This is a genomic window from Streptomyces roseirectus (genome assembly GCF_014489635.1).
In the GTDB taxonomy this organism is placed as follows: domain Bacteria; phylum Actinomycetota; class Actinomycetes; order Streptomycetales; family Streptomycetaceae; genus Streptomyces; species Streptomyces roseirectus.
The window spans coordinates 411037-435646 of sequence record NZ_CP060828.1 but is presented as its reverse complement, the minus strand read 5'-3'; the positions used below and the strand labels follow the sequence as shown (position 1 = coordinate 435646).

Here is a 24610-nt window from a genome sequence, read left to right as displayed (position 1 = left end):
ACCGGAGCCCGCGGCAGGACGGGCCGCGGGCAGAGTGCGAAGGAGGCTCGGACATGAAGCCCATGAAGGTCGGCGCCCTCATGACCCATGGGGTGGTCACCGCCGAGTACGGGACCCCGTTCAAAGAGGTGGTGCGCCTGCTCGACGAGCACCGCATCGGCGGCCTTCCGGTGGTCGACGAGGACGGCAAGGTGATCGGCGTGATCTCCGGGACCGATCTCATCTCGCACCAGACGCGCCGGCCCGGCGTGCGCCACCACCTCAGCGCCCGCGCCCGGCACGCCGAGGCGAAGAGCCGGGCACGCAGCGCCGGCGGCATCATGTCGACGCCCGCCGTCACCGTACGCGCCGACGCCACCGTCACCGAGGCCGCCCGGCTCATGGCCGCCCACGGCGTCGAACGCCTGCCCGTCGTGGACGAGGAGATGCGGCTCGCGGGCATCGTCACCCGCCGGGACCTGCTCCACGTCTTCCTGCGCCCGGACGCCGAGATCCTGCGCGCCGTGCGGCAGGAGGTCCTCCTGGAGACCCTGTGGCTGGTCCCGCAGACCATCGACGTCGCGGTACGCGACGGCGTCGTCTTCCTCACCGGACGGCTGGAGCGGCGCAGTGAGATCCCCATCGCGGTCGGCATGACCCGCCGGCTCGACGGTGTCGTGGACGTCGTCGACCACCTCACCTACCGGACGGACGACACCCGCCTGCGGCCCGCCGAACAGGCCCTGCACGGCGTGGCCGACGACTGGCTGCGGAAGCTCTGAGCCGCGCGCGGACCGCGGGACGCTCGGAACACAGAAAGGGGAACGATCGTGGCCGCACTGATCCTCGTCGGAGTGATCCTCGTGGGCGTGTGCGTGATGTTCGAATCCGACTACTCCGACGACTCCGATGACTCCGGCGACTTCGGCAACCACCACGGACACCGGACATGACCGACATCGTGGTGGGCGTCGACGGCTCCGAGGCGTCCCTGGCCGCCCTGCGCTGGGCGGCCGGACACGCCCGCCTGCTGCACGCGCGGGTGGTCGCCGTCCTTGCCTGGGAGCCGGCCGGTCTCGCGCCCTACGCCCCGGTGGCGGACCGTCCGACGGCCGCGCAGCAGCGGGCGGAGGCCGCGCGTGTCCTGGAGGAGAGCCTCGTCAAGACACTGGGCGAACGCGTCGACGTCGCCGTGCGCCCTGTTCTGGTGGAGGGGGCGCCCGCGCAGGCGCTGCTGGAGCGGGCCCGCGGGGCCGTCCTCCTCGCCGTGGGGCGCTCCGCGCACGGGTGCGGCGAACTGCCCGCGGGCGGTCCGGTCGCCCGGGAGTGCCTGCGGCATGCCCGGGTGCCGGTGGTCATGGTGTCCGCCCATCCGTAGACGTACGACGGTCCGGGTGCCCCCGCCGCGGCGGCAAGGGCACCCGGACCGTCGTCGCGTCAGCAGTGTGTGGGAGTCCGGGGCATGCGGTGCGGGGCCCGCCGCGCGGGGTGCCGGCGCAGACGGACGACGAGTGCGTCCAGCGCCGCGCTGAGGACGACCGTCACCACGATCGCCACGGCCAGCAGGGCCGCGAAGTGCTGCCAGAACTCCGGTGTGAGACTCGTGTGCACGGTCCTCGCCCTTCCTCGTCGGGGCCCTTTCCTCTCACTCTCAGCGAACTCCCGTACGAAGCGCGGTACATGGGGCGAACGGCTCGCGAGACGGCCCCGGCCCCGAGGGCCGAACGGCCCGCCCTCGGGGCCGCGAGACCCGTGTCCCCCGTGAGCGCCCGCGCCGATGCTGGACCCACAGGACAGGCCGCGTTCCCGGAGGAACCCATGGACACCGCCCCGCACACCGTGGGCGACGTGATGACGCGCACCGTCGTCGCCGTCGGCCGGGAGACCCTGTTCAAGGACGTCGTGACGTTGCTGGAGCGGTGGCAGGTCACCGCCGCCCCCGTCCTGGAGGGCGACGGCAGGGTCGTCGGGGTCGTCTCCGAGGCCGATCTGCTGCCGAAGGAGGAGTTCCGGGACAGTGTGCCGGACCGGGTCGTGCAGCTGCGGCGGCTGGACGATCTGGCGAAGGCCGGCGCGCTGACCGCCGGGGAGCTGATGAGCGCCCCGGCCGTGACCGTGCACACCGGCACCACGCTGTCCGAGGCCGCGCGGATCATGGCCCGGCGCCAGGTCAAGCGACTGTTCGTCATCGACGGCGAGGGACGGCTCGAAGGTGTCGTCAGCCGCGCCGATCTGCTGACGGTGTTCCTGCGCGCCGACGCGGACCTCGCCGAAGAGGTGCGCCGGACGCTCGCGGACGACGGGATCCGTGTCGAGGTCGCCGACGGGATCGTCACCCTGACCGGCACCCTCGGCGACAGCGCCACGGTCAGCGCGGCCGGCCGGCGGGCGAGGGCCGTCGAGGGCGTCGTCGACGTCTGCTGCCGTCTCCTGCCGCCGTCGGCCTCCTGACGTGCACGGATGACGCCCACGGAGGACGTGCGCGGAGTCCTTGTCCACGGCCCGGACACGGCGATGCGCGGCCGGTGTGAAACCGGCCGCGCATCTGTGCGGAGGCGGCTCCCCCCCGGGTCAGCCGGTCCGCACCTGGATGGTCCGGGCGCCCGTCTTCTCCTGTGGGACCGGAACCGTGATGGTCAGGACACCGTCCTTGTACGCCGCGGTCGCCTCGTCGCCCTTCGCCCCCAGGGGCAGCACGCCCTCGGAGACGGTGATCTCGACGTCCTCGCCGGGGGCGACGCCCGGAAGCTCGGCGCGCAGGGCGTACACGCCGTCCGCCGGCGGCTCCTCGACACGGATGCCGTGCAGACCCGCGACGCCGTGCAGACCGGGCAGCACCGGCCGGCCGGGGAACCGCTCGATCATGCCGCTCATGCGCTTCCTCCTCTCTCTGTCCGTCAACTCCAGCGTGACGTAAGAGGGTTCGCGCGGCAGTGAGCCGACCGTCCCTGCCCCGGGGGCCGGTCGGCCCCGGCACGCTACGCGGCGCTCACCGGCACCCGCCACACCAGCGTCGTCCCGCCCCCGTCCGGGCACTCCCACTCCAGCCGCCCGCCGAGCTCCCGCGCCCGCTCCGCCATGTTCCGCAGCCCGCTGCGCCGCCCCTGTGCCGGGATGCCGACGCCGTCGTCGCGGACGGTGAGGACCAGCTCGCGCCCGTCGGTGGCCAGGGAGACCTCGGCGCCGGTGGCGCGGGCGTGCCGGGCGACGTTCGTCAGGGCCTCGGACAGCACCGCGACCACATGGTCCGCGACCTCCTTCGGGACGTCCGTGTCGATCAGCCCCTCCATGCGGAAACCCGGCGCGAACCCGAGCGCCACAGCGGCCTCGCCGGCCACCCGGACCGCGCGGGCGCGCAGACCGGTGCCGGTGGTGCCCTCCCGGGTCTGGAGGCCGAAGATCGTCGAACGGATCAGCTTGATGGTCTCGTCGAGGTCGTCCACCGCCCGCAGCACCCGCTCCGACGCCTCGGAGTGCTCGATGAACCGGCCGGCGCTCTGGAGGGTCATCCCCGTCGCGAAGAGGCGTTGGATGGCGAGGTCGTGCAGGTCGCGGGCGATCCGGTCCCGGTCCTTGAGGACGGCGATCTCCTCGGCGTCGCGCCGCCGCTCGGCCAGCTCCATCGCGATGGCCGCCTGCGCGGCGAAGACCTGGAGGGGTTCGATCTCCTTGTCCGTGAACGCCACCCGGCCCGCCTCCCGGACCAGCAGCAGCACCCCGCGCACCCCGTCGGCGCCGGTCCCGACGGGCACCGCCACCGACGGGCCGAGCGACGGCACCAGCGACAGCCGCTCCGCGCTGGTGACGGCCGCTCCCCGGGTGAACGCGGCACCGATCGGACCCCCCTCGGCGGGCAGCACGAGACCGCGCAGGGCATCGGCCTCCCGCCCCAGCGCCAGCTCCACGGTGAACGACCCGGTGTCCTCCATCGGCATGGCGACGACGGCCAGCGCGGACCCCGTGATGTCACGGGCCCGCTCGGCGATCAGCCCCAGCACCTCGCTCTGCCCGCCGCCCGACATCAGCCGGTGCGTGATCTCCGTGTTCGCCCCCAGCCAGCGCTCCCGCAGCCGGGACTCCGCGTACAGCCGGGCGTTGTCGATCGCCACCCCGGCCGCGACCGCGAGGGTCGCCGTCACGGAGACGTCCTCCTCGTCGAACTGGGCGCCGCCGCGCTTCTCGGTCAGGTAGAGATTCCCGAACACCTGCTCACGCACCCGGATCGGGACACCGAGGAAGGTGTTCATGGGCGGATGGTGCGGCGGGAAACCGTAGGAGGCGGGGTGGTCGGAGATCTTCGCCAGGCGCAGCGGCTCCGGGTGGTGGATCAGCTCGCCCAGGATGCCGTGCCCCTCCGGATACGGGCCGATCCTCGCGATCTGCTCCGCGCTCACCCCGATCGTGTGGAACGCCGACAGCCGCCGGCCGTCGGGGCCGATCACACCGAGCGCCGCGTACTCGGCGTCCACCAGGGCCGCCGCCGCCTCGACGATGCTGAACAGGGCCTGTTCCAGGTCGAGTTCCCGGCCGACCGACAGCACCGCCTCCAACAGGCTGTGCACCCGGTCCCGGGTGCCCCGGGCGGCGTCCAGCCGTGCCTGCAGCTCCTCCAGCAACTCGTCCAGCCGCAGCTGAGGCAACCGTACCCGGGCCTCCTCGGGACTTCCCACCCGCACTCCTCGACATCCGCGCACCCGGCTCATCCGGTCAGGGCCCACGGTAGTGGGCGATGCCCTGGCAGGACACCGAGAACGGGCCAAGTCGTCCACCTCCGAGGGCAGGGCCGACCGGCCTCGGGACCGGGACCGACGGCACCTGCGCCACCGCCGTCCGCCGCAGGACGCTGGAACCGCACGAAACCCACGGCGACCAGAAGGGGCGACGAACATGACGACACGTGACGGCCTGAGGGTGCGGACCCGGGGCGAGGTGGGCGAGGAAGCCGTCGCCCATGTCCTCGCGAAGCTCGACGCGGCCTGCGCACGCGCCGGCGCCCCGGCCGCCGAGGGCACACTGACCGTCAGCAGGGCGAAGGTCTCCCGGACCGACCGGCCCTGGTCGGTGACCGCCGTACTCCTGGTCGCCGGGTCCTTCACGGTCGTCCACGTGACGGCGGCCACCGCCTGGCAGGCCGCCGCCCGGCTGGCGGACCAGGTGACGGCACGGGCCGCCCGCCCCAGGACGCACACCCCGCCCCCGTGGCGCACGGACGCCGGGACATGAAGGGCCGACCGGCCCCGGAGCCGGGACCAATGGCACCAGCGCCGGGGCCGCTCCGCGGGCACACTGGTGCCGCTCCCTCCACCGACTCACGGACAACGATGACCGACGACGCCACCCCCGCCCCGGCACGCAGAAGCGTGGACCTCGGTCACGCCGAAGCACTCGCACTGCTCGGGAGCGTGTCCCTCGGGCGCGTCGTCTTCACCCGGCAGGCGCTGCCGACCGTCCGCCCGGTCAACCACGTCCTCGTCGACGGCGACCTCGTCATCCGCACCCACGAGCGCGCGGCCCTCACCCTGCGCGCCGGCCAGGGCGAGGGCGACGGTGTCGTGGTCGCCTACGAGGCCGACGACATCGACCCCGTGACCCACCTCGGCTGGAGCGTCGTCGTCACCGGCTACGCCCGCCTGGTCACCGACCCCGGCGAACGCGCCCGCTACGACGCGCTGTTGCGCCCCTGGGTGGACCGGACCATGGAACACGCGATCCGCATCCACCCGACCCTGGTGACCGGCGTCCGCCTCGTCGCCGCCTGATCAGCCGTGCGGCACGACCGCGACCGGAGCGGCGGCGTGCCGCAGCACCGCGTGCGCCACGGGCCCCAGGGCGCCCTCGCCGCGCCGCCCGACGACCACCAGGCACGCCCCGCCCGACATGTCCACGAGATGGGACCCGGCCTCGCCGACCACCGGTTCGCAGGCCACCTCGACGCCGGGGAACTTCGTCCGCCACGGGGCGAGCGCGTGCTCCGGCCCGTCCGGGCCCGACGCCCGCCGCCGGCCGTGCACGACCCGCAGACCTTCGCCGCGGCGGGCCGCCGCGGCGAACGCGAACCCGAGGACGCCGTCGTCCACGCCGGAGAGATCGATCCCCACCACCACCTCACCGGCCCGGCCCGGCTGCCCGGACCGGACCAGGACGACCGGCCGCCGGGACCGGGCGGCCACCCCCGACGCGACGGAACCGAGCAGGAACCCCGCCGCCCTGCCCAGCCCTCGCGAACCGAGCACCAGCACCTCGGCCGCGTCCGCCTCCCCGACCAGCACCGGCACCGGCCGCCCCGGAACCTGCCCGGTCCCGACCCGCAGCCCCGGACGGCCGTGGGCCAGCCGGGCGGCGACCTCACGCAGCATCGGCTCCCGCCGGTCGGCCCCCGGCGCGGGGATCGCCTCGCCCGCGAACGGCACGAAGCCGTACGGCGGTTGATCCCCCACATGGACGAGCCGCAGCGGCGCGCCGCACGCCGGCGCCTCCCCGGCGCCCCACTCGGCCGCCGCGAGGCTTTCGGACGAACCGTCGAGACCGACGGTGACGGGACGGGACACGGGGGCCTCCTTCGACGGGATGCCCCCACCCTGGCCCCGCGCCGCACCCGGCAGCAGGGGCCACAGGTCCCGCACCGGGGACCGTCGGTCCCACCAGGGATCGGCCGTACCGGGCGGCGGGTGCCGCCGGGGCCGTTCGGGCCCGCTCGAACACGGCGCGCGTGGTTCGAACGGCCCTTACCGCCCGCGTGCCCGGCGGGCTTGGCTGAGGGGCATGGACGACAAGCACACGAGGTCCGCGACGCTGCGCACGGCGCGGACCGACGACGGCACGACCGTCGTCACGCTCGGCGGCGACCTGGACCTCCTGGCGGTCATCGCCCTCGGACCCGCCCTCGACGACCTGACCTGCGGCCCGCGCCCCGACGTGGTGCTGGACCTGCGGCCCGTCACCTTCGTCGACTGCTGCGGCCTCGGCCTGCTGTGCCGGGCACGCGGCCGGGTACTGGCCGGCGGCGGGCGGCTGCGGCTGGCCGGTCCCGGCGCCGGGTTCACACGGCTGCTGCGGCACGCCGGACTGGCGGGCGCGTTCGAGGTGATCCCGCAGCCGGCCGCGACGGCGGCCCGGTGAGGGCTGAACGGCCCTTCCGGCAGGGCGAGTCGGCCCGCCGGGGCACCTGTCCGGCCCCTGCACGGGACCGCCCCGGGCTGCCACCGTCGACATGACGTCACGACCCCCGGGAGGTGCGGACCGATGCGCGCGAGGAAACGGCTGTGGCGGTGGCGGAGCAACCCGCTGCGGCGCCCCGACGACATCGCCGAGGCATGGCTCGTCCTGGCCGTCTGGCTGCTGATCGCCGTGGCCGGCACCGCCGTCGGCACGGTGACCGCCCACGCCGCCGACGAGACGTTCGCACGGCAGCGGGCCGAGCGGCGTCCCGCACAGGCCGTCCTCCTCGACGACGTGCCCGAGAGCACCGCCAAGGGCGGGCCGGCGGGAGGCCGCCGCTCTGCCGAGGTCCGCTGGTCCGCGCCCGACGGCTCCACCCGCACCGGCCGGACCCTGGCCGACGCCGGGCAGCGGGCCGGGACGAAGGTCGTGGTCTGGCAGGACACCCGAGGCCGGCTGAAGACCGAGCCCCCGGACGCCCTGGAGGCCGGCATCGAGTCCGCGACCCTGGGCGCCGGCGCCGCCTGCGCCCTCGCCGGGGCCCTGTACGGCGCGGGACGCGCCGCCCGCCGGCAGCTCGACCGGCGGCGGATCGACGGATGGGGGCGTGAGTGGGACGTTGTCGGGCCGCGGTGGGGACACCGGACCGGGTGAGGAGAACAGAAGAACACAGAAGAACGGGGACGGGGGCCGCGCCCCGAACGGCGCCGTGCGCCGCCGCGGAGCACCCAGTCGTGTGACAGAAGGCAGGAAGTCCGATGGAATCCGTGATCGTCCTCGCACACCCCGGTGCCCCCGGCACTCCCGGCACCGGCCGGGCCGCCGAGTGGGCCGCACACGAGGCCCGCCTGCGCGGGCTGCCCCTGCGGGTGCGGGACGAGCCCGCGCCGGACGCCGCCGTGACCGTCGGCGGCCCCCACGCCGTCCCCCTCGCCGCCACCGCACCCGGCCCGGTCGTCCTGATCCCCGACGTCCCCGCAGCCACCCCCCTCCGCACCGACGTCGTCCTCGGCGTCGACGCCCGCGCCCCCTCGGACACCGCCCTGCGCTTCGCCTTCGACAGCGCCCGCCTGAGGGGTACGCGCCTGCGCGCCGTCCACGCCTGGACCCTGCCTCCCGAGGCCGCCCGGATGCCCTTCGGCGTCCCGGAGGAGGACCGCGCGACCTGGGAGGACCACGAGGTGCAGCTCCTGTCCGACGCGCTGCGGCCCTGGCGCGCGGCCTACCCGGACGTCCCCGTCCTGGCGGACGTCCTCCTGTTCACCCAGGCCGATGCCCTGCTCCACCACCGTGCCCACGCCGCCCTGATCGTGGTCGCCGGCCCGCCCGGCCAGGCCGTGCGGGCCCTGCTGTGGGAGGCCGGCTGCCCGGTCGCGGTCGTGCCACGGCACAGCGGCTGACCACACGGCGGTCAGTCGGCCGCCAGTTCCTCCGCGACCCGCCCGGCCCACGCCCCGACCGCGTCGAAGTCCCGGAAGTCCCCGCCCTTCCCGGCGGCCAGGATCCGCCCGGCCACCCAGCCCCGGGCCCCCTCCTCCAGACAGCCGCCGAAGGTGACGTGCCCGCGCGCGTCCAGCGAGACCATCGCGCGCCGCACCCCACGCACGGGCGGAATGTCCCGCTCACCGGCGGAGGCGTCCAGCGGCCCGCTGCTGAAGAGCCACAGGGGCCGCCGCACGAGGGCCCACCGGTGCCGGCGCACGAAACGGCGCGCGTCACGGTGCCAGCGCCCGGCATACAGCGCGCCGCCGACCACGACGGCCTCGTACCGCGTCACGTCGGTCACGGAACCGGCGGCGCGGGTCTCGACGGCCAGACCGCGCTCACGCAGGCCGGCGGCGACCGCCTCGGCGATGCGCGCCGTCGACCCGTTGGTGGTGCCGTAGACGATCAACACGGTCATGACGCACCTCCCCGGCGCACATGGAGCCGGTCCACGACATCGACGACGCCGTCGAGGCGCCGGGTCATGGAGACGGCGATCTCCCGGTCACCCGGGTTGTCCAGGTGTCCGCTGAGCGTGACGACCCCCTCCGTCACGAAGACCTCGACGCAGCCCGCCGGCAGCCACAGACCCCGTGTCAGGACCTGCTCGATCACCTGGGCACGCAACTGCGCGTCGGGCAGCAGGAACACCCGCAGCAGGTCGCCCCGGGTGACGATGCCGACCAGCCGCTCCTCCACGTCGACGACGGGCAGCCGCGCGACATGCCGCTCCGCCATGGTGCGGGCGGCCTCGGCGATGGTGTCGTCGGCGTGCACGGTGACCGCGGGCCCGGACATCAGCTGCCCGGCGGTGCGAGCGGCCACCTTGGTGGCCTGCCGACGCTTCGCCCGGGTACGCCGCGCCGGACGCTCCGGCCCCGGAGCCGCCTGGCGTGCCATCAGGTCCGTCTCGGAGACCACCCCGAGAACCTTGTCGTCGTCGTCCAGTACCGGCAGCCCGCTGATCCGGTGGTCGGCGAGCAGCCGCGCGACCTCCTTGAACGGGGTGCCGGGCAGGGCGTGGACGACGTCCGCCGTCATCACGGAGCCCACTTTTCCGTCGTTCATCTCCGATGCCTCCTCAGTCCCCGCGCAGCCGGCGCAGGAAGGGGTCGTGGGCCCGGTGCGGCAGCAGCCGGATCCGGGCGTCGAGAGCGGTCACGCCGTCCGGCGTGGCGAGGACCGGGTTCAGGTCGGCCTCCACGAGCCGCGGCAGGTCGGCCGCCATCCGCGACAGCCGCTGGAGCAGCCGTTCCAGCTCCTCCAGCGCCACCGGGCCCTCGCCGTCCGTGCCGAACAGCAGCGGCGCGCAGCGCGGCGACGTCATCAGGTCGTGCACGTCGTGGTCGGTGAGTGGGGCGAGCCGCGCCGCGTGGTCGGCGAGTACGTCCGTGGCCGTCCCGCCGAGGCCGAACAGGACGAGCGGGCCGAAGACCCCGTCCTGGACGACGCCCGCGAACAGCTCGGTGCCCCGGCCGGCCAGCGCCTGCACCAGCACGCCGGTCAGCTGCCCGTCGAAACGCTCCGCCAGCTCCCGGAAGGCGGCCCGCACCTGGCGGTCGCCGCGCAGGTCGAGCCGGACGGCCCCCTGCGCGCTCTTGTGGACCAGCCCCGGCCAGTGCGCCTTCAGGACCACCCGCCCGTCGGCCCCGCGCAGCCGCTCCGCCGCGCACACCGCCTCGTCCTCCGTCTCGGCCCAGGCCCACGGGATCAGCGGCACGCCGTAGCAAGCCAGGAGATCGGCGCAGGTCCGCGGGTCGAGCCAGCCCCCGTCCGGATGCGCGGCCAGCCACGCGTCGACCACACCGTGCGCCCGCGCGGTGTCCGCCGCGCCGACGTCGTCCAGCTCCGGCACGACACCGGCGGGCCGCGCCAGCCAGGCCGCCCGGCCGGCCGCGTGGGCCAGCGCGCGGGCCGCCGCCTGCGGTTCGGCGTACGACGGGACGGTGCCGCCGCCGGCGGCGGGCAGCAGCCTGACCGGCACGTCCTGTTCCAGACGCACGGCGAGCACCGGCTTGGCCCGGCGGCCCGGCCCCGAGGTGAGGGCACGGACCAGGTCGTCGCCGGTCGCGGCGGCCACGGCGGTCGGCACCAGGGCGACCAGCACGGCGTCGACGCCCCCGGACGCCAGGACCCGCTCGACGCACTCGGCCAGCTGGGCCTCCGACACCGCGGCCGTGGCGTCGACCGGGTTCCCGGCCGCGACGCCCCGCGGCAGCCCTTCGAGCACGGCCCCGGACAGGGACGGCAGGACGAGCCCCGCCTCCACACAGGCGTCGGCGGCCAGCACCCCGGCCCCGCCCGCGTTGGTGACGACCGCCACCCGCGCCCCCTCGGGCAGCGGCTGGGAGTACAGCAGGGCCGCGGTCTCCAGAAGTTCGCCGACCGAGCGGGTCGCCGTGATCCCGGCCTGGGTGAACAGCGCCTGCCGGGTCATGGTGGGCGTGGCCGCGGCGGCGGTGTGCGAGGCGGCGGCCCGCCGGCCCGCCTCGGTGCGCCCCGCGTCCACCGTCAGCACCGGGATCCGGCGGGTGACCCGGCGGGCGGTGCGGGAGAACGCGCGCGGGTTCCCGAAGGACTCCAGGTGCAGCACGGCCAGGGCGGTACGTCCGTCGTCCTCCCACCACTGGAGCAGGTCGTTGCCGCTGACGTCGTACTTGTCGCCCAGCGACACGAACGACGACACCCCGATGCCCAGCCGCGACATCCCGTCGAGCAGCGCGATGCCCACCCCGCCGGACTGCACCGCGATCCCGGCGGCCCCGGGCAGCGGGTGGCGGGCGGCGAACGTGGCGTCGAGGCACAGCGCGGGATCGGCGTTGACGACACCCAGGCAGTTGGGCCCCACCAGCCGCATCCCGTACGTCCGGCAGGCCGCCAGCAGACCCCTGGCCTGGTCGGCGTCCAGCCCCGAGGAGACCACGACGAGCGCCCGCACCCCGGCCTTGCCGCACTCCTCGGCCGTCGCCGCGACCGCCGCCGCGGGCACCGCCACGACCACCAGGTCGGGAGGCTGCGGCAGGACGCTCACCGCCGGGTACGACGGCACGCCGAGGACCGAGGTCACGCTCGGGTTCACGGCGAACAGGCGGTGCGCGAAACCGCCGGTGTGCAGGTGGTGCAGGACCGCCCGGCCCACCGAGCCCGGGGTGCGCCCCGCACCGACGACGGCGACCGCCCGGGGGCGCAGCAGCGGACGCAGACTCGCCACGTCGGCGCGCCTGCCGCGCTCCTCGACGGCCCTCAGATAGGCGTCGTCCTCGTCCAGCCGGATCACGCACCGCACCTCGGGGCCCTCGAACCGGCGCGAGGTGCGCAGGCCCAGGTCGGCGAAGAGCCGCAGCACCTCACGGTTCTCGCTGAGCGCGTCCGCCGTGAAGACCGTGACCCCGTCCGCGCGGGCCGCCGACACCAGGTGCTCGACGAGCAGGGTCCCCACACCCCGGCCGTGGATCCCCTCGGCGACGGCGATCGAGATCTCCGCCCGGTCACCGTCCCCGCCGGTGTCGTACTCGGCGATCCCGAGGACCTGCCCGCGCACCTCGGCGAGCAGGGCCCGGTAGCCGGGGCGGGCCGGCGCGCAGGCCCGGTCGGCGGCCAGGGCGGCCGAACGCCGGCACGGGGAGAAGAACCTCAGCCGCAGGTTCTCCGGCGACATCTCCTCGTACAGCCCCTCCACCTGGTCGTGGTCGCCGGGGAGCACGGGCCTCACGCACGCGGTGGTGCCGTCCGCGAGCAGCACGTGCGCGGGGGCACGGTCGAGCAGGTCGTCCGTCATCGGAGCACTCCTTCGGGAACGGTCAGGCCATCAGGAGGGTGAGGTCCAGCAGCCGGTTGGTGTAGCCCCACTCGTTGTCGTACCAGCCGAAGACCTTCGCCAGCGTGCCGCCCACCTGGGTCAGCGCCGGGTCGAAGACACAGGAGGCGGGGTCGCCGATCACGTCGCGGGAGACGATCGGGGCGTGCGAGACCCGCAGGACGCCGCGCAGCGGGCCCTCGGCCGCCGCCTCGAACGCCTCGTTGACCTCGTCCCGCGTCACCGGACGGTTCAGGACCACCGTCAGGTCGGTGAGCGAGCCGTCCTCCACCGGCACCCGCACCGCGATCCCGTCCAGCGTCCCGGCGAGCTCCGGCAGCACCAGGCCCACCGCGCGGGCGGCACCCGTGCCGGTCGGGATGATGCTGAGGGCGGCGGAACGGGCCCGGCGCAGGTCCTTGTGCGGGCCGTCGATCAACGCCTGGTCGTTGGTGTAGCCGTGCACGGTGGTGAGCATCCCGCGCTCGACGCCGAACGCGTCGTCGAGGACCTTCACCATCGGCGCGACACAGTTGGTGGTGCAGGACGCGGCCGACACGATCCGGTCGTGCGCACGGTCGAAGGCGGTGTGGTTGACACCGACCACCAAGGTCGCGTCCACGCCCTTGCCCGGCGCGGACAGCAGCACGCTGCGGGCCCCCGCCTTCAGGTGCAGGGCGGCCGAGTCACGGTCGCGGAAACGGCCGGTGGACTCGATCACGACGTCGACGCCCAGCTCTCCCCAGCGCAGCGCGGCCGGATCGCGTTCGGCGGTGACGGCGATGCGCCGGCCGTCCACGGTGACCGACCCTTCGTCGTGCCGCACCTCCCGCCCCAGACGCCCGAACGTCGAGTCGAACTCCAGGAGATGGGCCAGGGTGGCGGCGGGGGCGACGTCGTTGACGGCGACGACCTCGACACCCTCACCGCGCTCCAGAGCCGCGCGCAGATAGGTGCGGCCGATCCGGCCGAAGCCGTTGATACCGACACGTACGGTCATGACGGTGAACTCCTTCACTCGGGTCGTGGATGCTCAGGCGGTCCAGGTCCAGTCCGCGATCTCCGGCAGGTCGGTGCCGTGCTCGCGGATCCAGGCGTGGTGGCGGGTGCGGGCGTCGGCCATCTGCTGGCGCACGGCCGCCGCGCGCACGGCGAGGCCGGGGACGCGGTCGATGACGTCCATGACCAGGCGGAAGCGGTCGAGGTCGTTGCGGACGACCATGTCGAAGGGCGTGGTCGTGGTCCCCGACTCCTTGTAGCCGCGCACATGCAGCTGGGCGTGGCCGGTGCGCCGGTAGGCGAGGCGGTGGATGAGCCAGGGGTAGCCGTGGTAGGCGAAGATCACCGGCCGGTCCGCGGTGAACAGGCCGTCGTACTCGAAGTCGCTCATCCCGTGCGGGTGTTCCTCGCGCGGCAGCAGGCGCGTCATGTCGACCACGTTGACCACCCGCACGGCCAGGGAGGGCAGGTGCCGGCGCAGCAACTGGGCGGCGGCCAGCACCTCCTGGGTCGGCACGTCGCCCGCGCAGGCGAGCACGACGTCCGGCGCGCCCCCGCTCTCCGTGCCCGCCCAGTCCCAGATCCCGGCGCCGCGCGCGCAGTGGGCGCGGGCCTGGTCCAGCGACAGCCAGTCGAAGCAGGGCTGCTTGCCCGCCACGATCACGTTGACGTGGTCACGGCTGCGCAGCGCGTGGTCGGCCACCGACAGCAGCGTGTTGGCGTCCGGCGGCAGGTACACCCGCACGACCTCGGGGCTCTTGTTGAGGACGTGGTCCACGAAACCCGGGTCCTGGTGGGAGAAGCCGTTGTGGTCCTGGCGCCACACGTGCGACGTCAGCAGGTAGTTCAACGAGGCGATCGGCGCCCGCCAGGGCAGCTCCCGCGACGTCTTCAGCCACTTGATGTGCTGGTTGACCATCGAGTCGACGATGTGCACGAACGCCTCGTAGCAGGAGAACAGCCCGTGCCGCCCGGTCAGCAGATACCCCTCCAGCCAGCCCTGGCACAGGTGTTCGGAAAGGATCTCCAGCACCCGCCCGTGCCGCTCCAGATGCTCGTCCACCGGAAGCAGCGCGGCCTGCCACGCCTTGCCGCTGGCGCCGAAGACGGCCTGGAGGCGGTTGGAAGCCGTCTCGTCGGGTCCCACGATGCGGAAGTCCCGGCGCAGCCGTGTGTCGTGCATGACGCGGGCGAGCAAGTCACCGAGCACGCGCGTGGGTTCATGGAGGGTGGTGCCGGGTTTGTCGACGGGGACGGCGAATTCGTCCAGGTCGGGCAGGGGCAGTTCGCGTGTGAGAAGGCCGCCGTTGGCGTGGGGATTGGCGCCGAGTCGTCGGGTGCCCTCCGGGACGCAGGCGAGAACGTCGGCGGTGGGGCGGCCGTCGGAACCGAACAGCTCGTCCGGCCGGTAGGAACGCAGCCACGCCTCCAGCTGCCGCAGGTGCTCGGGGTTCTCCCGGACGCCGGCCAGCGGGACCTGGTGGGCGCGCCAGGTGCCCTCGACGGGCTCGCCGTCCACCTCGGCGGGACCGGTCCAGCCCTTGGGGGTGCGCAGGACGATCACCGGCCAGTGCACGCGCTCGGTGACGCCGCCCTCACGGGCCGTCTCCTGCATGATCGCGATGCGGTCGAGGGCGTCGTCCATGGCCGCGGCCAGGGCCTGGTGGACGGCGGCCGGGTCGTCGCCGGTGACGTGGATCGGCTGGTGGCCGTAGCCGCGCAGCAGGTCGTCGAGTTCGGACTCGGGCAGCCGCGACAGCACCGTCGGGTTGGCGATCTTGTAGCCGTTGAGGTGGAGGATCGGCAGGACGGCGCCGTCGTGCGCCGGGTCGAGGAACTTGTTCGCGTGCCACGACCCGGCCAGCGGACCGGTCTCCGCCTCACCGTCGCCGATCACGCACGCGACCAGCAGACCGGGGTTGTCGAAGGCGGCGCCGTAGGCGTGGGCGAGGGAGTAGCCCAGCTCGCCGCCCTCGTGGATCGAGCCCGGCGTCTCCGGGGCGACGTGGCTCGGCACCCCGCCCGGGAAGGAGAACTGCCGGAACAGGCGCTCCATGCCGGCCGCGTCGCGGGAGACGTCGGGATAGGTCTCGCCGTAGCTGCCCTCCAGCCAGGAGCCCGCCAGCACCGCCGGGCCCCCGTGCCCCGGCCCCCACACGCACAGCGCGTCCAGACCGCGCGCCTTGATGACGCGGTTGAGGTGCGTGTACACGAGGGTCAGGCCGGGCGAGGTGCCCCAGTGGCCCAGCAGCCGGGGCTTGATGTGCTCGGGCCTGAGGGGTTCGGTCAGCAGGGGGTTGGCCAGGAGGTAGATCTGGCCGGCGGAGAGGTAGTTGGCGGCCCGCCAGTGGGCGTCGAGGGTACGCAGTTCGTCGTCGGACAGGTGGGACATCGGATGCTCCAGGGGGTTTCAGTGGCGCTCGGGTACGACAGCGACCGGACAGGCGGAGTGGCGCAGGACCCGGCGGGTCACCTGACCCAGCCGCCCGGCACCGGACCGGGTGCCCACGACCACGAGATCAGCCCCGCGGGAGGCGGACACGAGGAGGTTGCGGGCGCTGCCCTCGGCGGTGCGGCGCCGGATCCGCAGCCGCTCGGGCGCGTGCCGCAGCGCCCGCTCCAGCGCCTGCGCGGCACGCCGCTCGGGCGACGCGCCCGCCGGCCGCCCGGCGCCCGGCCGCGCCGGGGACCGCCACGTCCGGACGGCCTCCAGCTCCGCGTCACGCACCTCGGCCTCGCGCAGGGCGAAGCGCACCGCCGCCGGACCACCGACGCCGACGACGATCCTGCCGTGCTCCGGGGCGTGGTGGCCGTCCCGCACGACGATCACGGGGCAGTCGGCGCGGGCGGCCACGGCCAGGCTCAGCGAGCCCAGCAGCCGTCCGGTGAGGTCGGCGCGGTCCCGGGTGCCCAGCACCAGCACGGCGGCGCTCTCCCCGGCCCGCAGCAGCGCGCGCTCGGCCCGCTCGCCCGCGACCTCGGTGGAGATCCGCACCCGGGGGTCACGGCGGTGAGCACGCCGGGCGGCGGATTCCAGGAGACGGCAGTCGTAGCCCCAGCCGTCCTCCTGGTGGTCGTTCCACAGCGAGGCGTGCACCAGGCGCAGCGGCGCCCCGCGCAGGGCCGCCTCGTCCGCCGCCCAGTCCACGGCCCGCAGGCTCGCCTCGGAGCCGTCGACACCGACGACGACCGGCTCCCGCACCGCCCTCACCACCCCGCACCAGGGGCGGACGGGTGTTGTCTCCATGGGGGTTCTCCTTGGGGGGGGCGGTCAGCCGTGGGACACGACGGCGACGGGGGCGGGGGAGTGGTGCAGGGCGGCGTACGTGACGTGCCCGATGTGGGTGCCGAAAGGACCGCGCCGCCCCCGGCGGCCCACGACCACCAGCGACGCCTCACGCGCGGCGGCCACGAGGTGCGCGGCGGCGCTGCCGTACCGGGACTCCTCGGCGACCTCGACGTCGGGGAACTTCTGCCGCCAGGGCCGCACCACGTCGGCCAGCTCCTCGGCGTCGCCCCGCGCGAGGGAGGCGCGCAGGGGCGGGTCGTCGAGGGTCGCGTACGCGAGGTACGGCGCCGGGCTCCAGGCGTGCAGGATCAGCAGGGGCGTGCCGCGCCGGGCGGCGGAGTCGAAGGCGAAGTCCATGAGCGCGCTGTCCGGGTGATCGGTGTCCAGGCCCAGCACGACCGGCCGCCCCTCGTGCGGCCTGCGGGCCCTGACGAACACCACGGGACGCTGGGCGTGGGCCAGCACGCCCAGGCCGACGGAACCGGTCACGAAGCCGCCGATCCCGCCCGGCCCGCGGGAGCCGAGGACGAGGAGTTCGGCGTCCTTCGAGGCGTGCGACAGGACGTCGGCGGGCGAGCCGGTGACGTGTTCGCCGCGCACCCGCACGCCGGGGTGGCGCAGCCGCAGACCGAGGGCGGTCTGACGGGGGACGTGGTCGGTCCACCGCCGGTAGGTCTCGGGGCCCGGCACCGGCGCGGGGACCGGCTCCCCGACCTGCAGGAGCGTCAGCGGCAGACCGAGCGACACGGCCTCGCAGGCCGCCCACTCGGCCGCCGCCAGGCTCTCGGGTGAGCCGTCGAGGCCCACGGTGATCGAACGCAGCATGTCTTCCACCTCCGGGAAAGGGGGTTGGGAGCGCGGTGGACCGAGGGAGCGGGCCCACCGCGCGTCCGGGAGTCAGCGCAGCCAGGCGTGGTCGCGCACGAGGGGCAGCCGGGCCCACAGCCGTCCGAGGCCCAGCGCGTCGCCCGCCGCGACGACGGCCAGCACGATCAGGACGACCGCGTAGACCAGGTGGTAGTCGGCGAACGGGTTGGTCGACATGCTGGCCGAGCCGTCCGAGAGGTGCTTGGCCGGCGGCCACTCGGCGATCCACATGAACGCCATCAGCGCGGCGCCCGCGACGGCGGCGATCCGCAGCGCGACCCCCGCGACGAGGGCGAGGCCGATGCCGAGCAGGCCGAGCATGAACAGCCAGTCCGCCCAGGTGTCCCCGGCCCAGGAGTGGAACGTCGACTCCATCGGACCGGCCGAGACACGGGACAGGAAGCCCCGGGTGGGTGAACCGCCGTCGACCCATCCCTTGCCGGAGGCGGTGGCGTAACCGAAACCGAAGGTCTTGTCGAGGAACGCCCACAGGAAGACGAACCCGGTGAGCAGCCGCAGGGAGGCGAACGCGTACGCCGCCGCGGTGTGCGCGCGCACCGCCTCACCCGTGGCCGGGGCCAGGCGGGCACGGAAGGACGGCAGGTGGAACCCGGAGCTGCGGTGGGGGTGTTCGTGCACGGACATGGCGGTGGTTTCCCTTCGGGGACGGGGCAGGCCGTTGCCTGACACACCTCACTCTCGTCAGGGCCGGCGCCCGGCGCCGGATGCCGAAGGTCGCCCCGCGCAGGGCCGAACGGCCCTGACCCGGGCCGCCGTCCGGGGAGGGTGCCGGTCGGCGCGCCGGCGGACCGAACGGCCCATGGCCGCGCCGCGCGGGGCGGGCACACGCTGGCAGCAGCCCGTCGTACGCCCCCGCACCGGGAGGACACGCCATGAACGCCGCCCCCACCCCGAGCATGCTGCGCGCCCTCCCGGCCGAGCACCGGCACCGGCTGATGCGCCTCGCGAGCGAGGTGTCCTTCCCGCCGGGCACCCGGATCTTCGAAGAGGGCGGGCGGGCCGACCGGTTCTGGGTCATCCGCACCGGACGCGTCGAACTCGACATGAAGGTGCCGGGCCGCCGGGCCGCCGTCATCGAGAACCTGGGACACGACGAACTCGTCGGCTGGTCCTGGCTGCTGGGACCTCACGCCTGGCACCTCGGCGCCGAGGCCACGACCCTGGTGCGGGCCTACGAGTTCGACGGCGTCGCCGTGCGCTCGCTGTGCCAGGACGACCCGGCGCTCGGCAACTCCGTCGCCCTGTGGGTGGGCGGCATCCTGGCCCACCGCCTGCGCTCCGCCCGCACCCGGCTCCTCGACCTGTACGCCCCCTACGGCGCCGGCACCCGCATCTGACCTCTGACCGAGGAGAGGACACCCATGCACGGCACACCACACATCGTCAGCGACGTCATGACGCACACCGTCGTCAGCGTCGGACAGGACGCCGGCTTCAAGGAGATCGTGCGGCTGATGCGGGAGTGGCGGGTCAGCGGTCTGCCCGTGCTGGCGGCCGAGGACCGGGTGATCGGCGTGGTCTCCGAGGCGGACCTGCTGTGCAAGGAGGAGTTCCGCGACGGCGACCCGGACATCTCCCGGTCTCGGCCGCGCTCGACCGGGGGGACCCCCATCGCCCAACCGCGTCGCCTCAAGGACCTGGAGAAGGCCGGCGGCCTGCGAGCCCGGGACCTGATGACCTCCCCCGCGCTCACCGTCCGCCCCGACACCACCCTCGCCCGGGCCGCCCGCACCATGGCACGCGCGAAGGTCAAGCGCCTGCCCGTCGTGGACGAACTGGGCCGGCTGCAGGGCATCGTCAGCCGCACCGACCTCCTCAAGGTCTTCCTACGCGAGGACGAGTCGATCGCCGAGGAGGTCCGCCGCGAGATCGTCGCCCACCTCTTCCCGCAGCCCGCCTCCCTGGTGCGGGTCGACGTCCACGACGGCGTGGTGACCCTCGCCGGACGGATCCGCGACACCTCCCTCGTGCCGGTGGCCGCACGGCTGGTGCGAGCGGTCGAAGGGGTCGTGGACGTCGCGTTCGAACTGGTGCCGGGCGGGAAGATGTCAGATGGGGCCGGTCGGCCCTAGTGCGAGCGGGCCCGGCCGGTGATGATCGTCGTGGGCAAGCACGTCCACCGAGCGAGAGGCCGTCATGGCGCAGGCACGCACCTTCACCGAGCAGGACCCGATCCGCGTGTTCCTGCTCGACGACCACGAGGTCGTACGCCGCGGCCTGACCGACCTCCTCGACGCCGAACCCGACATCTCGGTCGTCGGGGACGCCGGGACGGTCGAGCACGCGCTCGTCCGGGGCCCGGCGCTGCGGCCCGACGTCGCCGTCCTCGACGTCCGCCTCCCCGACGGCGACGGCATCACCGTCTGCCGTGAACTGCGCGACCGGATGCCCGAGCTGGCCTGCCTGATGCTGACCTCGTTCGACGACGAGGACGCCCTCCTCGACGCGATCATGGCCGGGGCCTCCGGCTACGTCCTCAAGCAGATCAAGGGCTCCGACCTCGTCTCGGCGGTCCGCACGGTCGCCTCAGGCCAGTCCATGCTCGACCCCGCGACCACCGCCCGCCTCATGCGCTCCCTGCGCGCCGACCCCGCCGACACCCCGGCCGTCCCCGACGAACTCGCCGGCCTCTCCCCGCGCGAACGCGACATCCTCGCCCTCATCGGCGACGGCCTCACCAACCGGGAGATCGGCAAGAAGCTCTACCTCTCCGAGAAGACCGTCAAGAACCACATCTCCCGCCTCCTCGCCAAACTCGGCGTCCAACGCCGCGTCCAGGCCGCCGTCCTGGCCTCCCACCTGGAGCCACCGGAGCCGGAGGAGCGCCGGGGGAGGTAGCGGCGCGGGGAGCCAGGAGATCGCCGCACGGACGGGCACGGCGCCCGGCTGTCTCGGCTGTCCGCAGGCGCGGAAGGGGGCGGCCCCCGGCTCCGGCGCGCTGTTCCGGCTCGCCGCCGCGCTGGAGACCACGGCGTCGGCGCTCACCGGCGCCACCGCCGACCGCCCCGCCGGCCAGGCACACACCGCCCGCCGCACCGAACTCGCCGTCCCCACCGTCGAGGACCCCCTCGATGTGCCCGTCAACTACGCCGTCGTCCGGGGAGAGGTGCGCCGGGCCACCGGCCCCGACGCGGTACATCGCCTGGCGGGCGGTGCGAGCCGTGGCCGCGCAGCGAACCCCTCGCGCCCACCGGCCGCCGCAGCGTGGGCCGACAGCTTTGCCGGATGCCGCCGCCCCGCCCGCGGGCGGCGTCGTCGGTGCGTGCCGGGGCCGTTCGGCCCGCCGCAAGGGGCCGTCCGGCGCGCCCCCGGGTTCCTGAGGCCCCTGTCACCGGTGCCGGCCCGGGACGAGCATCGGTCTGGAGCCGCCTGCCGCAGGGAAGGGGAACGGACCATGACTCGCCACGATGTCGTCGTCGGAGTGGACGGTTCACCGGGCGCCGTGCGCGCGCTGGACCGCGCCATGGAGGAGGCCGGGTGCCGGGCGGCCGCCCTGCGGGTCGTGTACGCCGTGCGCGACCGCGACGAGGCGGGGCCCGTGCTCGCCTCGGCCGTGAGCCGCACGCGGCTGCGCCGGCCGGGGCTGCCGGTCACCGGCGAGGCCGTCGAGGGCGGGCCGGTGGAGGTGCTGGCCCGCGCGAGCGCCGGCGCGCTCCTCACGGTCGTCGGCACCCGGGGGATGGGCCCGCTCGCCGGGCTCCTCGCCGGCTCGGTCAGCCTCAGGCTGGCCGCACGGGCCCGCGGCCCGCTGCTCGTCGTACGCGACGACCGCCCCCGCGAACCCGCCGGCACCGGACGCCCCGTGGTGCTCGGGCTGCGGGGCGACGCCGACGAGGAAGCGGCCGTCTACGCCTTCGAGGAGGCGGAACGCCGGCAGGCGCCGCTGCGCGTCCTGCACGCCATGGCCCACCGACACACCACGCCCGAGATGCCCTCGCCGATCCCCGCGACGAGCCCCGGCCAGCGGCGCCGGGCACAGGAGGAACGCGCCGAGGGGGCCGTACCCCGCTTCGGCGTCGCCAGGCTGCGGGAGCGGCACCCGCGCGTACCCGTCGACATCCGCGCCGTGAACACCGACCCCGCCCACGCCCTCCTGGAGGCGGGCCGCGAGGCGGCCGTCGTCGTCATCGGCACCCACCGGCACTCCGGCCCCGTCACCCACACCCTGCTCAGCCGCTCCCACTGCCCCGTGGTGCTGGTGCCGGACGCCGGCTGAACCGGCACGCCGGAGAACCGCACGCAGGAGGCGCCATGCCCGTTCCTCCCCCCGCCCACGGGCCCCGCCGTCTGGTGGCCGAGTCGTGGGCGCGCTGTACCGCACGCGGTGTACGGGCCGACGCTCTCGCCCCGGTGCCCGAAGCCGCCACCGAACTGGACGAGCGCCGGCGCGGCCATTCCCTCGCCGCCGCGCTGCCTCTCCTGCGCGACCTCCTGGGGCGGGGCGCCACCGACGACGGGCACGTCTTCGCGGTCGCGGACACCGACGGAACCCTGCTGTGGGTCGAGGGCGACCGAAGCGCGCTGCGCCGAGCCGAGCGGATACGGTTCGTCGAGGGCGCCGGGTGGTCCGAACCGTCGGCCGGGACCAACGCCCCCGGCACCGCCCTGGAACTGGGCCGGGCCGTCCAGATCGTGGAGGGCGAGCACTACGGCACAGCCGTCCGCACCTGGTCGTGTGCCGCGGCGCCCGTGCGCGACCCCCGCACCGGGCTGTTGCTCGGCGCGATCGACCTCTCCGGCGGCCCGAGCATCGCCACGCCCCCGGCACTGGCCGCGGTGCGCGCGGCGGCCCTGGCCGCACAGGCGGTGCTCCCGCGCACCCCGGCCGCCGAGGACGTCGTACGGCTGCGGGCACTCGCCCGGGACAGCGCCCTGCTGGAGCACGCCGGGCGCGTGCGCCGCCTCAGCCCCCGGCACAGCGAGATCGTGGTGACACTGGCCCTGGAGGGCCGGGGCGTGAGCGGAGACCGGCTCGCGGTGGACCTCTCGGAGCACGAGATACCCCCCTCGACACTGCGCGCCGAGCTGACCCGGCTGCGCGCGGCCCTCGGCCCCGGTCTCCTCGGCTCCCGGCCCTACGCGCTGCTCGGCCCGGTACGCGCCGACTACGACGAGGTGGCCGGCCTCCTCGCACAGGGCCGGCCGGCCGCGGCCCTCACCCGCTACCCCGGCCCGCTGCTGCCGCGCTCCGAGGCGCCGCTCGTCGTGGCACACCGGCGGTCGCTGGAACAGCAGTTGCGCGGTGCCGTGCTGGCCGCGGGCAGCGCTGATCTGCTGCGCCGCTGGACCGTCTCGGAATGGGGCACCGACGACGCCCCGGCCTGGACCGCGCTCGCCCGCTCCCTGCCCGGCGGATCACCGCAGCGCGCCGCCGCCGCTGCCCGCGCCGGCCATCTGGAGAGGACCACCGGACATGCAGCGCGGTTGCAGCGTTCCCGCTCCTAGCGTGTCGCACATCAGCCCGACCGTCGTCACCGGAAAGGGGACGATCATGAAGTACGAGCCTCCGGGCGCACCGGGCAGCCCCGTCGACGTCGCACCCCGCTACGAGAACTTCATCGGCGGCAAGTGGCAGGCCCCGACCACCGGGCAGTACACGCCGGACCTGTGCCCCGCCACCGCCCGCCCGATCTGCGAGGTCCCGAAGTCCGGGCCCGAGGACATCGAACTCGCCCTGGACGCCGCCCACTCCGCCAAGGACACCTGGGGCGAGGCGACCACGGCACAGCGAGCCGCCGCACTGAACAAGGTCGCCGACGCCATCGACGCCCACCGCGAGGAACTCGCGGTCGCCGAGAGCTGGGAGAACGGCAAGCCCGTCCGCGAGACCCTGGCCGCCGACCTCCCGCTGGCCGCCGACCACTTCCGCTACTTCGCGGCGGCGATCCGCGCCGAGGAGAGCGAGATCACCGAGATCGACAAGGAGACCATCGCCTACCACTTCCACGAACCGCTGGGCGTGGTCGGACAGATCATCCCCTTCAACTTCCCGCTGCTGATGGCCGCGTGGAAGCTCGCCCCGGCGCTCGCCGCGGGCAACTGCACGGTCATCAAGCCGGCCTCACCGACGCCGTGGTCGATCCTGAAGCTGATGGAGGTCGTCGGTGACCTCCTCCCGCCGGGCGTCCTCAACGTCGTGAACGGCCCCGGCGCCGAGATCGGCAAGGCGCTCGCCACCAACAGGCGCATCGCCAAGGTCGCCTTCACCGGAGAGACCACCACCGGCCGCCTGATCATGCAGTACGCGTCGCAGAACATCATCCCGGTCACCCTGGAACTGGGCGGCAAGTCGCCGAACATCTTCTTCGGCGACGTGGCCGCCGCCGACGACGACTTCCTGGACAAGGCCGTCGAAGGGCTGGTGCTCTACGCCTTCAACAAGGGCGAGGTCTGCACCTGCCCCTCCCGTGCCCTGATCCAGGAGGACATCTACGAGGAGTTCATGGGGCGCTGCCTGGAGCGTGTCCGCGCCATCAGGCTGGGCGATCCGCTCGACACCGGCACCATGATGGGCCCCCAGGTCTCCCAGCGGCAGATCGACAAGATCTCCTCCTACGTCGCCGTCGGAGCCGAGGAAGGCGCCGAGGTACTCGTCGGAGGACAGCGGGCCGACCTCGGCGGCCGGTTCACGGACGGCTACTTCTACGAGCCGACCGTCCTCAAGGGCCACAACCGGATGCGGGTCTTCCAGGAGGAGATCTTCGGCCCGGTCCTCGCGGTCACCACCTTCAAGGACGAGGCCGAGGCCGTGGCCCTCGCCAACGACACGCTCTACGGCCTCGGCGCCGGGGTGTGGAGCCGCGACGGCGCCCGCGCCTACCGCGTCGGCCGCGCCATCAAGGCCGGACGGGTCTGGACCAACTGCTACCACCTGTACCCGGCCGGCGCCGCCTTCGGCGGCTACAAGATCTCCGGCATCGGCCGAGAGACCCACAAGACAATGCTCGACCACTACAGCCAGACCAAGAACCTGCTGGTCAGCTACGGCACCAAGCCGCTCGGCCTGTTCTAGGAGG

At 74.6% G+C, this 24610-nt stretch carries 27 protein-coding genes; 15 read left to right on the top strand and 12 right to left on the bottom strand.

The window, feature by feature from the left end:
- Window positions 1–53 precede the first annotated feature (53 nt).
- Genes IAG44_RS01680 through IAG44_RS01675 form a run of 3 tightly spaced genes read left to right on the top strand, consistent with a single transcriptional unit; the run spans window position 54 to window position 1357 of the window.
- Complete coding sequence (locus IAG44_RS01680) at window positions 54–761, top strand: CBS domain-containing protein (protein ID WP_187745349.1); 708 nt, start codon at window positions 54–56, stop codon at window positions 759–761.
- Between the two features lie 48 nt (window positions 762–809).
- Window positions 810–932: a hypothetical protein gene (locus IAG44_RS44155; protein WP_281404264.1), complete on the top strand. Its 123-nt coding sequence runs from the start codon at window positions 810–812 to the stop codon at window positions 930–932.
- Window positions 929–1357, top strand: a complete 429-nt coding sequence (locus IAG44_RS01675; RefSeq protein ID WP_187745348.1) for a universal stress protein — start codon at window positions 929–931, stop codon at window positions 1355–1357. Before IAG44_RS44155 ends, IAG44_RS01675 begins: the two co-directional genes overlap by 4 nt.
- A 59-nt stretch (window positions 1358–1416) precedes the next feature.
- On the opposite strand, the gene IAG44_RS01670 is transcribed toward IAG44_RS01675, so the two are convergent.
- Complete coding sequence (locus IAG44_RS01670) at window positions 1417–1590, bottom strand: hypothetical protein (RefSeq protein ID WP_187745347.1); 174 nt, start codon at window positions 1588–1590, stop codon at window positions 1417–1419.
- Window positions 1591–1797: 207 nt separating this feature from the next.
- On the opposite strand from IAG44_RS01670, the gene IAG44_RS01665 reads away from it, so the two are divergent.
- Window positions 1798–2430 (top strand): CBS domain-containing protein, encoded by a 633-nt coding sequence (locus tag IAG44_RS01665; RefSeq protein WP_187745346.1) that lies wholly within the window; start codon window positions 1798–1800, stop codon window positions 2428–2430.
- A gap of 120 nt (window positions 2431–2550) precedes the next feature.
- Here the strand turns inward: IAG44_RS01665 and IAG44_RS01660 are convergent, their stop codons facing one another.
- Window positions 2551–2853 carry an Hsp20/alpha crystallin family protein gene (locus IAG44_RS01660; protein ID WP_187745345.1) on the bottom strand — a complete coding sequence of 101 codons (303 nt, stop codon included), beginning with the start codon at window positions 2851–2853 and terminating at the stop codon, window positions 2551–2553.
- A 104-nt stretch (window positions 2854–2957) separates the two neighbouring features.
- Complete coding sequence (locus IAG44_RS01655; protein ID WP_246561365.1) at window positions 2958–4649, bottom strand: sensor histidine kinase; 1692 nt, start codon at window positions 4647–4649, stop codon at window positions 2958–2960.
- Window positions 4650–4866: 217 nt separating this feature from the next.
- Between IAG44_RS01655 and IAG44_RS01650 the strand changes: the two genes are divergently transcribed.
- Together IAG44_RS01650 and IAG44_RS01645 are read left to right on the top strand one after the other, a co-directional pair.
- Window positions 4867–5202 (top strand): hypothetical protein, encoded by a 336-nt coding sequence (locus IAG44_RS01650; protein ID WP_187745343.1) that lies wholly within the window; start codon window positions 4867–4869, stop codon window positions 5200–5202.
- 98 nt (window positions 5203–5300) lie between these two features.
- Window positions 5301–5738 carry a pyridoxamine 5'-phosphate oxidase family protein gene (locus tag IAG44_RS01645; RefSeq protein WP_187745342.1) on the top strand — a complete coding sequence of 146 codons (438 nt, stop codon included), beginning with the start codon at window positions 5301–5303 and terminating at the stop codon, window positions 5736–5738.
- Here the strand turns inward: IAG44_RS01645 and IAG44_RS01640 are convergent, their stop codons facing one another.
- Window positions 5739–6527 (bottom strand): universal stress protein, encoded by a 789-nt coding sequence (locus IAG44_RS01640; RefSeq protein ID WP_187745341.1) that lies wholly within the window; start codon window positions 6525–6527, stop codon window positions 5739–5741.
- 214 nt (window positions 6528–6741) lie between these two features.
- Between IAG44_RS01640 and IAG44_RS01635 the strand changes: the two genes are divergently transcribed.
- From IAG44_RS01635 to IAG44_RS01625, 3 genes are all read left to right on the top strand, one after another.
- A complete protein-coding gene (locus IAG44_RS01635) occupies window positions 6742–7098 on the top strand; it encodes an STAS domain-containing protein (protein ID WP_187745340.1) in 357 nt (118 codons plus the stop codon).
- Window positions 7099–7221: 123 nt separating this feature from the next.
- Window positions 7222–7791 (top strand): Rv1733c family protein, encoded by a 570-nt coding sequence (locus IAG44_RS01630; RefSeq protein ID WP_187745339.1) that lies wholly within the window; start codon window positions 7222–7224, stop codon window positions 7789–7791.
- A 104-nt stretch (window positions 7792–7895) separates the two neighbouring features.
- Window positions 7896–8537: a universal stress protein gene (locus IAG44_RS01625; RefSeq protein WP_187745338.1), complete on the top strand. Its 642-nt coding sequence runs from the start codon at window positions 7896–7898 to the stop codon at window positions 8535–8537.
- Window positions 8538–8548: 11 nt separating this feature from the next.
- Here the strand turns inward: IAG44_RS01625 and IAG44_RS01620 are convergent, their stop codons facing one another.
- The 8 genes from IAG44_RS01620 to IAG44_RS01585 form a co-directional block, all read right to left on the bottom strand.
- The gene (locus IAG44_RS01620) at window positions 8549–9040 is read right to left on the bottom strand and encodes a flavodoxin domain-containing protein (protein WP_187745337.1); all 492 of its coding nucleotides are present in this window, start codon (window positions 9038–9040) and stop codon (window positions 8549–8551) included.
- On the bottom strand, window positions 9037–9690 hold the full coding sequence (locus IAG44_RS01615) for a CBS domain-containing protein (protein ID WP_187745336.1): 654 nt from the start codon (window positions 9688–9690) through the stop codon (window positions 9037–9039). Before IAG44_RS01615 ends, IAG44_RS01620 begins: the two co-directional genes overlap by 4 nt.
- Before the next feature lie 13 nt (window positions 9691–9703).
- On the bottom strand, window positions 9704–12400 hold the full coding sequence (locus tag IAG44_RS01610) for a bifunctional acetate--CoA ligase family protein/GNAT family N-acetyltransferase (protein WP_187745335.1): 2697 nt from the start codon (window positions 12398–12400) through the stop codon (window positions 9704–9706).
- Between the two features lie 22 nt (window positions 12401–12422).
- Window positions 12423–13418 (bottom strand): type I glyceraldehyde-3-phosphate dehydrogenase, encoded by a 996-nt coding sequence (gene gap / locus IAG44_RS01605; protein WP_187745334.1) that lies wholly within the window; start codon window positions 13416–13418, stop codon window positions 12423–12425.
- A gap of 33 nt (window positions 13419–13451) precedes the next feature.
- Window positions 13452–15809: a phosphoketolase family protein gene (locus IAG44_RS01600; RefSeq protein WP_187745333.1), complete on the bottom strand. Its 2358-nt coding sequence runs from the start codon at window positions 15807–15809 to the stop codon at window positions 13452–13454.
- Between the two features lie 18 nt (window positions 15810–15827).
- The gene (locus IAG44_RS01595) at window positions 15828–16664 is read right to left on the bottom strand and encodes a universal stress protein (RefSeq protein WP_187745332.1); all 837 of its coding nucleotides are present in this window, start codon (window positions 16662–16664) and stop codon (window positions 15828–15830) included.
- A gap of 24 nt (window positions 16665–16688) precedes the next feature.
- Window positions 16689–17531, bottom strand: a complete 843-nt coding sequence (locus IAG44_RS01590; RefSeq protein ID WP_187745331.1) for a universal stress protein — start codon at window positions 17529–17531, stop codon at window positions 16689–16691.
- A gap of 72 nt (window positions 17532–17603) precedes the next feature.
- A complete protein-coding gene (locus tag IAG44_RS01585; RefSeq protein WP_187745330.1) occupies window positions 17604–18218 on the bottom strand; it encodes a hypothetical protein in 615 nt (204 codons plus the stop codon).
- A gap of 248 nt (window positions 18219–18466) precedes the next feature.
- Between IAG44_RS01585 and IAG44_RS01580 the strand changes: the two genes are divergently transcribed.
- The 6 genes from IAG44_RS01580 to IAG44_RS01555 all read left to right on the top strand — a co-directional run bounded on the left by IAG44_RS01580 (window position 18467) and on the right by IAG44_RS01555 (window position 24606).
- Window positions 18467–18931 carry a cyclic nucleotide-binding domain-containing protein gene (locus IAG44_RS01580; RefSeq protein WP_187745329.1) on the top strand — a complete coding sequence of 155 codons (465 nt, stop codon included), beginning with the start codon at window positions 18467–18469 and terminating at the stop codon, window positions 18929–18931.
- Between the two features lie 24 nt (window positions 18932–18955).
- The gene (locus tag IAG44_RS01575; protein ID WP_187745328.1) at window positions 18956–19666 is read left to right on the top strand and encodes a CBS domain-containing protein; all 711 of its coding nucleotides are present in this window, start codon (window positions 18956–18958) and stop codon (window positions 19664–19666) included.
- A gap of 64 nt (window positions 19667–19730) precedes the next feature.
- A complete protein-coding gene (locus IAG44_RS01570) occupies window positions 19731–20432 on the top strand; it encodes a response regulator (RefSeq protein WP_187745327.1) in 702 nt (233 codons plus the stop codon).
- A 556-nt stretch (window positions 20433–20988) separates the two neighbouring features.
- Window positions 20989–21810 (top strand): universal stress protein, encoded by an 822-nt coding sequence (locus IAG44_RS01565; protein WP_187745326.1) that lies wholly within the window; start codon window positions 20989–20991, stop codon window positions 21808–21810.
- A gap of 35 nt (window positions 21811–21845) precedes the next feature.
- On the top strand, window positions 21846–23039 hold the full coding sequence (locus IAG44_RS01560) for a sigma-54-dependent transcriptional regulator family protein (RefSeq protein ID WP_187745325.1): 1194 nt from the start codon (window positions 21846–21848) through the stop codon (window positions 23037–23039).
- A 43-nt stretch (window positions 23040–23082) separates the two neighbouring features.
- Window positions 23083–24606, top strand: a complete 1524-nt coding sequence (locus IAG44_RS01555; protein WP_281404332.1) for an aldehyde dehydrogenase family protein — start codon at window positions 23083–23085, stop codon at window positions 24604–24606.
- Window positions 24607–24610: the final 4 nt, after the last annotated feature.